The organism is Pseudovibrio sp. Ad13 (assembly GCF_001623225.1).
Taxonomy (GTDB): Bacteria; Pseudomonadota; Alphaproteobacteria; order Rhizobiales; family Stappiaceae; genus Pseudovibrio.
Genome location: NZ_LMCC01000005.1, coordinates 572,288 through 583,814 on the forward strand (window position 1 = coordinate 572,288; position 11,527 = coordinate 583,814).

9 protein-coding genes and 1 tRNA gene are annotated in these 11,527 nt (G+C 53.6%); 5 read left to right on the forward strand and 5 right to left on the reverse strand.

Annotation, left to right across the window (positions count from 1 at the left end; all coding sequences use genetic code 11):
• Positions 1-121 precede the first annotated feature (121 nt).
• From iolB to PsAD13_RS09480, 5 genes are all read right to left on the reverse strand, one after another.
• Positions 122-946, reverse strand: coding sequence for a 5-deoxy-glucuronate isomerase (gene iolB / locus PsAD13_RS09460; RefSeq protein ID WP_063317947.1), 825 nt, complete (start codon positions 944-946; stop codon positions 122-124).
• On the reverse strand, positions 943-1,851 hold the full coding sequence (gene iolE / locus PsAD13_RS09465; protein WP_063317948.1) for a myo-inosose-2 dehydratase: 909 nt from the start codon (positions 1,849-1,851) through the stop codon (positions 943-945). Before iolE ends, iolB begins: the two co-directional genes overlap by 4 nt.
• A gap of 5 nt (positions 1,852-1,856) precedes the next feature.
• A complete protein-coding gene (gene iolD, locus PsAD13_RS09470; protein ID WP_063317949.1) occupies positions 1,857-3,689 on the reverse strand; it encodes a 3D-(3,5/4)-trihydroxycyclohexane-1,2-dione acylhydrolase (decyclizing) in 1,833 nt (610 codons plus the stop codon).
• A complete protein-coding gene (iolC, locus tag PsAD13_RS09475; protein WP_193777036.1) occupies positions 3,686-5,626 on the reverse strand; it encodes a 5-dehydro-2-deoxygluconokinase in 1,941 nt (646 codons plus the stop codon). The genes iolD and iolC overlap by 4 nt, the downstream gene beginning before the upstream one ends.
• A 142-nt stretch (positions 5,627-5,768) precedes the next feature.
• The gene (locus tag PsAD13_RS09480; RefSeq protein ID WP_063287371.1) at positions 5,769-6,620 is read right to left on the reverse strand and encodes a MurR/RpiR family transcriptional regulator; all 852 of its coding nucleotides are present in this window, start codon (positions 6,618-6,620) and stop codon (positions 5,769-5,771) included.
• A gap of 343 nt (positions 6,621-6,963) precedes the next feature.
• Here PsAD13_RS09480 and PsAD13_RS09485 point away from each other — a divergent pair, with 343 nt between their 5' ends.
• The 5 genes from PsAD13_RS09485 to PsAD13_RS09505 all read left to right on the forward strand — a co-directional run bounded on the left by PsAD13_RS09485 (position 6,964) and on the right by PsAD13_RS09505 (position 11,477).
• Positions 6,964-7,890 carry a sugar ABC transporter substrate-binding protein gene (locus PsAD13_RS09485; protein WP_057465012.1) on the forward strand — a complete coding sequence of 309 codons (927 nt, stop codon included), beginning with the start codon at positions 6,964-6,966 and terminating at the stop codon, positions 7,888-7,890.
• A 122-nt stretch (positions 7,891-8,012) separates the two neighbouring features.
• Entirely contained in the window at positions 8,013-9,119 is a 1,107-nt protein-coding gene (locus tag PsAD13_RS09490; protein ID WP_063287373.1) for an ABC transporter permease, read from the forward strand.
• Positions 9,120-9,121: 2 nt separating this feature from the next.
• The gene (locus tag PsAD13_RS09495; RefSeq protein ID WP_063317950.1) at positions 9,122-9,901 is read left to right on the forward strand and encodes an ATP-binding cassette domain-containing protein; all 780 of its coding nucleotides are present in this window, start codon (positions 9,122-9,124) and stop codon (positions 9,899-9,901) included.
• Positions 9,902-10,085: 184 nt separating this feature from the next.
• Positions 10,086-11,198, forward strand: coding sequence for a Gfo/Idh/MocA family oxidoreductase (locus PsAD13_RS09500; RefSeq protein WP_063317951.1), 1,113 nt, complete (start codon positions 10,086-10,088; stop codon positions 11,196-11,198).
• A gap of 203 nt (positions 11,199-11,401) precedes the next feature.
• Positions 11,402-11,477 (forward strand) — tRNA-Phe (locus PsAD13_RS09505).
• Positions 11,478-11,527: the final 50 nt, after the last annotated feature.

The window sequence follows — 11,527 nt, forward strand, 5'->3', positions numbered from 1 at the left end:
CACAACAGCGTTTATATCGCGCATTTCCAACGAATGCCTGGTGGTTTCCGCAGAACCTACGCGCTTATTAAACGCGTGCTCCCAAGGACATATCAGTGGGAACACGCGGATATCAGGTGCCTTAGGCGTCCGCAGGTTTTGCGTCGCGCTGTGCAATCCAGTCGTGGTCAGGGTGGTTCTGGAAGCGCCATTTGCGCATCGGGCCAGCCATCACATTCAGGTAGTACATTTCGTAGCCATACGGAGAGCCGCAAGGGTGGTGCCCTTTTGGAACAAGCACAACATCCCCGCTGGACATGGCAATCGCCTCATCCAGCTCACCATCTTCAGTGAACACACGCTGGAAACCGAAACCCTGGTCCGGGTTGAGACGGTGGTAGTACGTCTCTTCCAGATAGGTCATTTCCGGGAAGTTATCTTCATCATGACGATGCGGAGGGTAAGACGACCAGTTGCCCTGAGGGGTGTAAACCTCAGTCACCAGCAGGCTCTCTGCAAAGTCCTGGTCTTCCATGGCAATCGGGTGGATGTAGCGGGTGTTGGCACCAACGCCGCGCTCAACGCTTGGAATGTCATCCGGGCCAATCACGCGGGCAGGGTAGCTGCCGTCTTTTGCAGGGGCAGTACACACAGCCAGTGTCAGCTTGGTAACAGCAGTTGCGCTCCACTCAGCTCCGGCAGGAACGTACACACACCATGGCTTGATGCGCTCAAACACGTTCTTACGCACACCAAGCACACCAAAGTCCTGACCATCAGAAGTGATGGAAGCTTTGCCTTCCACGATAACCAGAATGGCTTCTTTACCCTTCACCAGCTCCTTGGCGTTTGCGCCCGGTTCCAGATGATAAAGGCCAAAACCAACGTAGCCCCAACCGGCAGATTCAGGCGTGATGTCATGCACCTTGCCTTCTGTACCATTGGGTTTTACGAGAAGCTTGCTCATGCGACTACCTTCTTATCAAGACCAGCGCTGATAGCCATCTCACGCAGTGCTTTCAGGCCCATGCTCTGGTATGTGAACGGATTGCGCTGATCAGGGTCCTGCTCTGCTTCAATCACCAGCCAGCCTTCATAGCCATGCTCGGCTGCAACCTTCAGCACAGGTTCAAAATCAACGCCGCCTTCTTTATCGCCAGGAACGGTGAACACACCGCGGCGGACGCCTTCAAGGAAGCTCAGGCGCTCGCCTTCAACCTGTGCGCGGACAGTCGGGCGAACGTTCTTCGCATGCAAATGGCGTACACGCGCCATATGCTTCTTGGCAACTTCAACCGGATCTGCTCCACCAAACCATGCATGGCCAGTGTCCAGCAGCAGGTAGGTGTTCGGTCCGGTCACGTCCATAAAGCGATCAATCTCTTCACCGCTCTGTACCACAGTACCCATGTGGTGATGGTAAACGAGCGAGATACCCTGCTGCGCGCAGTAAGCAGCAACTGCTTCAACATCAGCGCCAAACTTCGCCCACTGATCATCAGCCAGCACAGGCTTGTCTGCAAGCGGGGTATCATCAGCGCCGTGGATCGCGTTAGAGGTCTCACATGTGATGCAAACCTTGCAGCCCATGGCTTTGAGCAGATCGAGGTGCGGCTGGATCGCCTTCTTTTCCTCTTCAACGCTGTGAGCCAACAAGTTCAGGGAATGCCAGCCAGAAACAAAGGCAAGACCATGCGGGTCGAGCGCAGCTTTCAGCGCTTCTGGCTCGGTTGGCATCTTGTGGCCTTTTTCGATGCCGTCGAAGCCGATTTCACCGGCTTCTTTGAGGCACTGCTCCAGAGAAATGTGCGCACCAAGAGTACGGTCGTCGTCATTGCTCCACGCAATTGGGTTGGTTCCGTAACGGATCATTGGCCTTAGTCCCCCAAACGCTGATTGGTCAGCGCGTGCTTATAGCCCTTGCGAGCTTCATTAACTTCTTTTCTTTTTGATACTTCCGGCACAGCTACATCCCACCAGTGGCCACCTTCCGGCATGGTTGGCAGCGGATCAGTGTCGATCACAATGCAGTAGGACTTGGTGCTGGCTTTTGCGCGCTCCAGAGCTTCACTCAGCTCTTCAATGCTCTTCACGTGCTCAGAGGTTGCCCCCATTGCACCCGCATGTGCAGCAAAATCAATGTTGGATGGTTCAACGTGGTAGGCATCATCCAGCAGGTTGTTGAAGTTGTCACCACCGGTTGCCATCTGCAAGCGGTTGATGCAGCCGTAACCGCGGTTGTCCAGCAGAACCAGAATGATCTTGTGGCCCAGCATGACGGAGGTCGCCAGCTCGGAGTTCATCATCATGTAGCTGCCATCGCCAACCATGACGACCACTTCGTTCTCTGGCTTGGCCATCTTCACGCCAAGACCACCGGCAATCTCATAGCCCATGCAGGAGAAGCCGTATTCCAGATGGTAACCACCCGGCTTATCGGTCTTCCAGAGCTTGTGCAGCTCGCCCGGCAGGCCACCAGCAGCACACACAACAGTGGTGTCTGCATTGGACGCACGCTGAACAGCGCCAATCACCTGCGCATCAGTTGGCAACTCATTGCCACCCTCAGGGGCTGCCGTTGCATTCTCAACAGCTGAGAGCCAGGTCGCAAGGTGAGACGCTGTCTCGGTCTCGGCCTTCCAGCTACCCAGGTTTTGGCTGAGAGCTTGCAAGCCAACACGTGCATCACACACCAGCGGCAGCGCATTGTGCTTGCCAGTGTCGTAAGAAGCTGCGTTCAGCTGCAAAATACGGCGATCCGGGTTCTTAAACAGTGCCCAGGACCCTGTCGTGAAATCCTGCAAGCGTGTGCCAACTGCGATGATCAGATCAGCATCTTCAGCAACAGCGTTGGCAGCAGAAGAACCGGTCACACCAACACTGCCCAAATTCAGTTCATGATCCCATGGCAGAGCGGACTTGCCAGCCTGCGTTTCAGCAACGGGTACGTTGTGCGTCTCGGCAAAGCTCTTCAGATCATCCGTTGCCAGAGAGTAGTGCACACCACCACCAGCAATGATCATTGGCTTTTTCGCAGCACGGATTGCAGCAACCGCAGTTTCCAACTCAGCTGCATCAGGTGCAGGGCGGCGGAAGTGCAAGGTGCGCTCTTCAAAGAAGCTCACAGGCCAGTCATAAGCTTCAGCCTGCACGTCCTGACACATAGCCAGTGTAACAGGGCCGCACTCGACTGGATCAGTCATAACCGCCATGGCGCGTGGCAGAGCTGTCAAAAGCTGCTCAGGACGCTGGATACGGTCATAGTAACGGCTTACAGGGCGGAAACAATCATTTGCGCTGACAGTGCCATCCTGAAAGTCTTCAATCTGCTGAAGCACTGGATCCGGTGCACGGTTTGCAAACACATCACCTGGCAACAGCAGAACCGGCAGGCGGTTCACGTGAGCCAGCGCAGCAGCTGTCACCATGTTGGTCGCGCCCGGACCAATGGAGGTGGTCACAGCCATCGCACGGCGACGGTTGGATGCCTTGGCATAGGAGATAGCCGCATGGGCCATACCTTGCTCGTTGTGACCGCGATAGGTCGGCAGCGTGTCCTGCGTGTGATAAAGCGCTTCACCAAGACCCGCCACGTTGCCGTGACCGAAAATAGCCCAGACCCCAGCGATAAAGCTGTCTCCCTCAGGCGTTTTCTGGGCTGCTAGATAGCGAACCAGAGCCTGCGCGGCTGTTAATCTGATCGTGCTCATGCAACTTCTTTCTTATCCATTCGGGCCTGCTCCCAGACAGATCCGAGACCTTCAAATTTTGCAGCCATGTTAGCAATGGCTTCTTCGTCAGAAATGTTTCCGCCAAGCCACTTCTCAGCAGCCTCAGCAAAAATAGTGCGGCCCACAGCAAAACCTTTCACAAGGTCATACTTGCCTGCAACCTTAAAGCTCGCGCTAAGCTCTTCAGCTGGTGCATCAAGGCCAAGAACAACAATACCGCGGCACCAGGGATCATTCGTCTTGATCGCGTCACAAGCTTTCTGCCAGCCTGCGTCGGTCTTCAAAGGCTCCAGCTTCCACCAGTCAGGGTAAACACCCAGATCATAGAAGCGCTGAATGATGGTCGCGGTGGTATCATCATCAACCGGTCCAACCTTGGACGGGATGACTTCCAGCAAAAATTCCAGATTATTTTCACGGCATGCATGCGCAAGGCGTAAAATGGTCTCTTCCTGACGGGCCTTCATCTCAGCGCTGTCATCCGGATGATAGAAGCACAGCACCTTGACCACATGCTCAACCGGCCATTCCGCCAGCTGCGAACCAAGGTCCGGACCAATCTCCAGCTCCAGTGGGCGAGAGCCCGGCAGTTCAACCGGACGGCCAATCCAAAGACCAGAACCCGTTGCTTTGAACAGAGCTTCCTCACCAAGGCGGCCATCACACAAAATACCGTAGTCGTCACCACCAGCACGAACCTGCTGAGCAGCTTTAAGGCAAAGCTCTTTAAACTCAGGGATCTTGTCTTCGGATGCGCCAACTTTGGCGGCCATGTCTTCCAGCTGAGAGCGGTGATCGAAGGCAAACACCTTCATGTTGGACCATTTACCCTTGCGGTTGGTAGACCAGTGGATCTGCTCAAGCTTCTTGTCTTTGCGCAGAGCATGCTCGGAGGAACCGTTATCAAGGAACCACTGCAGCTCTTCCCAGCTTGGGTAAGCAGGGGCACAGCCGTGACGGGAGACCGCAAACGCACCACATGCATTGGCATAGGTGAGGGTGGTTTCCCAAGTCTCATCCTTCAGCCAGCCGCGCAGCAGGCCAGACATAAAGCCATCGCCTGCGCCAAGCACGTTGAACACCTCAATCGGGAAACCCGGACCGGACTTGCCATCATCAAGGCTCGTGCCAATCTCGTCGTCAAACACCACAGCGCCCATTGGGCCACGCTTGCAAACCAGAGCAGCCTTGCTGACCTTGCGCACGGCATTTAGCGCTTCAAGCGTGTCGGTGGAACCGCCTGCGATATGGAACTCTTCTTCCGTGCCCACGATCAGATCAAACAGGTGCAAGTGCTTTTGCAGCTCCGCGGTCACTTTCTCAGAGGCGATGAAACGCTCTTCGCCATCACCATGACCTGCAAGACCCCAAAGGTTCGGGCGATAGTCAATGTCCAGAGCAGTGCGGGAGCCGTTCTCTTTTGCAAGACGCAGCGCTTTTAGAACAGCAGCTTCCGTGCGTGGGTGCGAAAGGTGTGTCCCTGTAACAGTCACACAGCCGGATTGGGCAATAAACTCAGGATCAATATCATCTTCGCACAGCGCCATGTCGGCACAGTTTTCGCGATAGAAAATCAGCGGAAACTGCTCTTTGTCGCGAATGCCAAGAATAACAAGGGCGGTCAGGCGATCCTTGTCAGTAACAAGACCATCAACGCAAACGCCTTCTTTAACCAGTTGCTCGCGGATAAAACGGCCCATGTGCTCATCCCCTACGCGGGAGATAAGGGCAGATTTCAGTCCAAGACGGGCTGTTCCGACTGACATATTGGTTGGTGAGCCGCCGACATACTTATTGAATGAAGACATGTCTTCCAGTCGGCTGCCAACCTGCGTTCCATACAGGTCGACCGATGACCGGCCGATTGTGATGACATCAAGTGATTTCAACGGATTCTCCCAATCAGGTACTAGCATTTCCTGAAAGATTACATATTCCAAAAATAATCACAAGTGGAATATCTGTTCAAAATAGAATGAGCTTTGTTCCAAAATTTTAAACAAGCTCACTTCCAAATTCAGTCCTTTGCCGGCTTCCTATTGATTCCTTAGAGATACTCTAGGAGAGGGACGTCCACTTTCGTGCATCGCCAACCGCAACAGCGATAGAAGTGGCAAGACACATGGTTGTGGAGAGTGATCTGAACGCGCCATGCTCCGCCTCATTAACCTCCAGAACGGTTGAAGAAACGCGGGCAATTGGAGACAGAACGCTGTCGGTCAAGGAGATAACAGAGACACCCCGGCCAAAGGCCTTGCTTGCAAACTCAACCACCTCAGGAGAGTAGGGGCTGAAGGTCGCAACAAACAATGCGTCGTTCTCATTGATGAACTGAACGCGTTCCTCCAGAATGCCACCCGTGTATTCCAGCAGGTTTGTTCTCACGCCCATCTTGCCCAATGTATAGTGTAGGTAGCTGACGACCGGATATGCACGCCGCAGGCCTAATAAGTGTATGTTTTCTGCAGCTGACAGCGCTTCGATGGAGCGCTCAAGAGCGACCGTGTCGACTTGGCGCAGTAGATCATCAAGCGACTGTTTGGACCGTTCTACAAAGTTGCCAAGAATGCTGCCTGGAGTGTTTGTTCCACTCTCGCGGATCTTCGTCAGGCGCTCCGTATATTCAGAGTTGCGGCCAACCAGCTGCCCCTGAAAAATCTGCTGCATCTGCGAGAAACCGTCAAATCCCAGCGTTTGGGCAAAGCGAACAAGAGTAGAAGGCTGCACGCCTGCAGCGCTGGCAATCTCGGCTGTGGTGCCAAGAGCGATTCTGTCCGGATTCGCCAAAGCATATCTTGCGCACTGCAAAAGGCGCTTGGGCATGCTGTCCGAAAGAGTACTTATTCGAGCTTTCAGGCTCTCGTAATCCGAGGGAATGTCTGGGCTAATTGCGTCTAAATTCTGTGTCATGAAAAAAATCTATTCCAAAACTTGAAAAACCGCAATGTACGTTCTATAAATTTGGAATGAATTTTCCGAATTAATCAAATTTGGATGAATTCTACGATTGTAGGGCCGGTAACACGTGCTCTGTCCATCACCCTTTTAAAGTGCTGATTCAGCACGGATTTGCCGCAATCAGGCTTGCGTTGATATAATGGGGGTGATGGGTGCTTTTGCCCGTGGGACGGCTGAGCACTACAATTCGTGCGGAAACGCATTCGAACTCCAGTGTTTGTGGACGAGATAAACACCGGATTTCTAGGGGAAACCCTGACTTAAAATTGGCATCCGCCAATCTTGGGAGGTTTATATGAAAAAGACTTTACGCGCGTTCGTAGCTGCTGCTGCGATCATGACTGCACCTGCTGTAATGGCTGCTGACATCATTGTTGTGAGCCATGGCCAGGCAAATGACCCATTCTGGTCTGTTGTTAAAAACGGTGTAGACAAAGCAGCAAAAGACAGCGGCGCTAACGTTTCTTACCGTGCTCCAGAAACTTTTGACATGGTGGCCATGAGCCAGCTGATTGATGCAGCAATCGTTCAGGAGCCGGACGGAATTGTTGTGTCCATTCCTGATGGTGACGCGCTCGGCCCATCCATTACCAAAGCAGTGGAAGCTGGCATTCCAGTTATCTCCATGAACTCCGGTAGTGATGTGTCTGCAAGCTTTGGTGCCTTGTTGCACGTTGGCCAGGACGAGTATGACGCCGGTAAAGCAGCAGGCCAAAAGCTTGCTGACATGGGCGGCAAAGTCGGCATCTGCGTCAACCAGGAAGTGGGCAACGTGTCCCTCGATCTGCGCTGTGACGGTTTTGCAGCTGGCTTTGGCGGCAAAGTAACTGTTGTTCCAACAAACAACGATCCAGCTGAAGTTGAAGCGAAGATCAAGGCAACTCTGGAATCCAACGAAGACATCGACACCATCATGGGTCTTGGTGCATCTCTCGTGGGTGAGCCAGCAGTGGCAGCTGTTGAAGCAGTTGGACGCACTGGCGAAGTAAACGTTGCAACCTTCGACATGTCCGCAGGCTTCCTGCAGTCAGTTGCTGACGGTAAAGCAGCATTTGCAATCGACCAGCAGCAGTTCCTTCAGGGCTACCTGCCTGTTATCTTCCTCGCTCTCAATGCAGAGTACGGACTTATCCCTGGTGGCAACGTTCCATCCGGTCCAAACCTGATCACCGCTGATAAAGCGGGTCAGGTTGTAGAGCTGTCCGCTCAAGGCATCCGCTAGCGCGTATTTCCGAAAAGTGGAACCCGGTTTTCGGAATAAAATACGTGCCTGGCTCTAAGGAGCTTTGCTGTGGGAGGGGTGCACGCATCCCTCTCATGTCATGCAAAACTGAGGGAAATAAAATGTCCGATCTTGCTGTTGAGAGCGCGGACGAAAGAGTAAAAAACGTCTCGCTCATCTCCCGGCTCATGAAGCGTCCTGAACTCGGCGCCATTGCTGGCCTTGCTCTCGTAACAATCTTCTTTCTTTTTACTGCTGACCCTAAGATGTTCACCCTCGCGGGGATCCTGAACTTCATGACGCCTGCTGCCCAACTCGGCATTTTGGCAATTGGGGCGGCACTTCTCATGATCGGCGGTGAGTTTGATCTCTCCGTTGGCTCTATGGTTGCGTTCACAGGCCTGATTTTCGGCGCGGCAATGGTCACCTTCGACCTGCCACTCTATGCAGCGATTATTGTCACCTTCATCGTGGCAGCTGCAATGGGTGCCATCAACGGACAGATCGTCATCCGTACGGGCTTACCGTCTTTCATTGTAACGCTTGCGTTCCTGTTTATCCTGCGCGGCCTGTCTCTGGTAGGCCTTAAAGCGGCAACCGGCGGCTCCACTCAGCTGCGCGGCATCCGTGCAGAGTTTGAAGGCAGCTGGCTTGCTGACTTCTTTAGCGGAGAAGCGTTCACACCATTCTTCTACTGGCTGGCTGAAGCAGGCTGGATCGACACCTTCAAGTCCGGCAAGCCAAAAGTAGATGGCATCCCGGTCGATATTCTCTGGTTTGGCCTGCTGGCTCTTCTGGCAACCTGGGTTCTGCTCCGCTCTCCGTTTGGCAGCTGGATCTTTGCAGCAGGTGGCGACAGCAACGCAGCAAGTAACTCCGGTGTACCAGTGCGCAAGGTCAAAATGTACCTGTTCATGTTCACCGCATGCTGTGCAGCTCTCGTTGCAATCCTGACTGTTATGGATGCTGGCTCAACGGACGCCCGCCGTGGCTTCCAAAAGGAGTTTGAGGCAATCATTGCAGCGGTGATCGGTGGCTGTTTGCTGACAGGCGGTTACGGTTCCGCAATCGGTGCCTTCTTCGGCTCCATCATCTTCGGAATGGTGCTGATCGGCCTCAGCTACACCAATATCGATCAGGACTGGTATCTGGTCTTCCTCGGTTCCATGCTGCTGATCGCGGTGTTGTTTAACAACATGATCCGCAAGCGCGTCACAGGGGAGCGCTGATCATGACGACACCTATTGTTGAGATGAAGAACATCGAGAAGCATTTTGGTTCCGTCATTGCTTTGGCTGGTGTTTCTTTCTCCGTCATGCCCGGCGAAGTGCATTGTCTGCTTGGTGACAATGGTGCAGGTAAATCCACCTTCATCAAAACCATGTCCGGCGTGCACAAGCCAAGTAAGGGCGAGATCGTCGTGGATGGTCAAAAGCACGTTTTTGAAAGCCCACGTGATGCCATGAATGCAGGCATTGCAACGGTGCATCAGGACCTTGCGATGATCCCGCTCATGTCCATCACCCGCAACTTCTGGCTTGGCCGTGAACCGGTCAAAAAGTTCGGCCCGATCTCTTATTTCGACCATAAGTACGCAAACGAAGTCACTATGGAAGAAATGTCCAAGATGGGCATCAATCTGCGCGAACCGGATCAGGCTGTGGGCACACTGTCCGGCGGCGAACGTCAGACAGTCGCAATCTCGCGCGCCGTGTATTTCGGCGCGAAAGTCCTCATCCTCGACGAGCCGACCTCTGCTCTGGGTGTACGCCAGACGTCAAACGTGCTCTCGACCATGGATAAGGTCCGCAAAAAAGGTGTTGGCGTCGTGTTCATTTCGCACAACGTACGCCACGCCATGGCAGTGGGAGACCGCTTCACGGTGCTGAACAGGGGGCAAACCCTCGGTACTGCGAAGAAAGGCGAAATCACCGCTGAAGAACTTCAAGATCTCATGGCTGGCGGGCAAGAGCTTGCCAGTCTGGAGGCATCATTGGGCGGCACTGTGTGATGTGTATTCCCGAAAACCCTCTGTCGGTTTTTGGGTCAGGCATACGCAACTTACAGGATGTTCAGTGAGACACTGAGGAGCGGCATTACCCGATCGTGCCGCTCCTTCATTTTATCAATGCCCCGTTCATAACGCGTTCTATTCCAATGAACTCTATTCTAGGGGCACTTCCAGGATTACTGAGATGGAAAAAATCGGCGTAGGTCTGATTGGAACCGGATACATGGGCAAATGTCATGCTCTGGCATGGAATGCTGTATCCGGTGTGTTTGGTGGTGAGCTGAAGCCAGAGTTGGTGACGCTTGCTGAGGTGAATGAAGAACTGGCTGCAGCACGCGCAAAAGATTTTGGCTTTGCCAAGTCTACGGGCAACTGGCGCGATATGCTGGCCGATCCGGATATTCACATTATCTCGATTACCACGCCGAATGAGTTCCACCCGGAAATGGCAATCGCAGCTCTGGAAGCGGGCAAGCACGTCTACTGCGAAAAGCCAATGGCTCCGTCCTATGCGGATGCGCAGAAAATGCTGGAAGCCTCCCGCAAATCCGGCAAGAAGACCTTCCTTGGTTACAACTACATCCAAAACCCCATGATGCGCCGCATCCGCGACCTGCTGAACTCAGGCGAAATCGGTGATGTACTTCAGATCCGTCTTGAGATGGACGAAGACTTCATGGCCAACCCGGATGATGAATGGGGCATGAAAAGCGGATTGGCCTCCGGCTTTGGCGCACTGGATGACTTCGGCGTGCACACCATGTCCTTGCTCATGGCGCTGGATCTGCGCATTGCCAAAGTCATGTGTCATATGACCAAGCCATACGCGACCCGCAAGGACGCTGCTGGCAACGACAAAGCCGTTGAAACCTTTGATGCAGCCACCGTGCTGTTTGAACTGGAAAATGGCGGCAACGGCACCCTCCAGCTCAACCGCTCTGCATGGGGACGTAAAGGCCGCATCGCCGTACAGATCTTCGGCTCCAAAGGCTCCATCGTTTATGATCAGGAACGCATGAACGAGATGCATGTCTACAAAGCTGAAGGCGATGTCGCAGGGCAGGGCTACACCACAGTTCTGGCAGGGCCAGCTCATGCGCCATACGACCGCTTCATCCCGGCCCCAGGCCACGGTCTCGGCTTCAACGATCTGAAGATCATTGAAGTCAACGAGATTCTGAAAAGCCTGCAGGGTGAAGACAGTCACCTGATCGACTTCGAACGTGGCATCTTCATTGAAGGCCTCGTTCAGACCATGGCCAAATCTCACGAACAGGCCAGTTGGGTCAGCGTCTAAGTCTGTTGAGAGTAGAAGAGAACTAAGGGCGCATGAACAGCGCCCTTTTTTTGTGAGCCAGCCCCTTCCTTGCAATATGTTCTGAGAAAAAAAGATTTAACCCCCTAAAAGCCTTTGGGAAAACTCATTGAGGTGCTGGACAGAGGAAATCAGGCGCCCTATAAGACCCTCACCTCAGCGGGGCACACTGCCCAACGCGAAATGCCCGGATAGCTCAGTTGGTAGAGCAGCGGATTGAAAATCCGCGTGTCGGTGGTTCGAATCCGCCTCCGGGCACCACTTATCTTCTTGAAATTACTAGATAATAAACCGAGTATTCGCTCAGCTTT

Excerpts from the sequence above, each read along its gene's own strand:
- PsAD13_RS09485 (WP_057465012.1), top strand. The coding sequence starts at position 6,964 with ATGAAAAAGACTTTACGCGCGTTCGTAGCTGCTGCTGCGATCATGACT.
- iolD (WP_063317949.1), bottom strand. The coding sequence starts at position 3,689 with ATGAGCACGATCAGATTAACAGCCGCGCAGGCTCTGGTTCGCTATCTA.
- iolC (WP_193777036.1), bottom strand. The coding sequence starts at position 5,626 with ATGCTAGTACCTGATTGGGAGAATCCGTTGAAATCACTTGATGTCATC.
- PsAD13_RS09500 (WP_063317951.1), top strand. The coding sequence starts at position 10,086 with ATGGAAAAAATCGGCGTAGGTCTGATTGGAACCGGATACATGGGCAAA.
- PsAD13_RS09490 (WP_063287373.1), top strand. The coding sequence starts at position 8,013 with ATGTCCGATCTTGCTGTTGAGAGCGCGGACGAAAGAGTAAAAAACGTC.
- iolE (WP_063317948.1), bottom strand. The coding sequence starts at position 1,851 with ATGATCCGTTACGGAACCAACCCAATTGCGTGGAGCAATGACGACGAC.
- PsAD13_RS09480 (WP_063287371.1), bottom strand. The coding sequence starts at position 6,620 with ATGACACAGAATTTAGACGCAATTAGCCCAGACATTCCCTCGGATTAC.
- iolB (WP_063317947.1), bottom strand. The coding sequence starts at position 946 with ATGAGCAAGCTTCTCGTAAAACCCAATGGTACAGAAGGCAAGGTGCAT.
- PsAD13_RS09495 (WP_063317950.1), top strand. The coding sequence starts at position 9,122 with ATGACGACACCTATTGTTGAGATGAAGAACATCGAGAAGCATTTTGGT.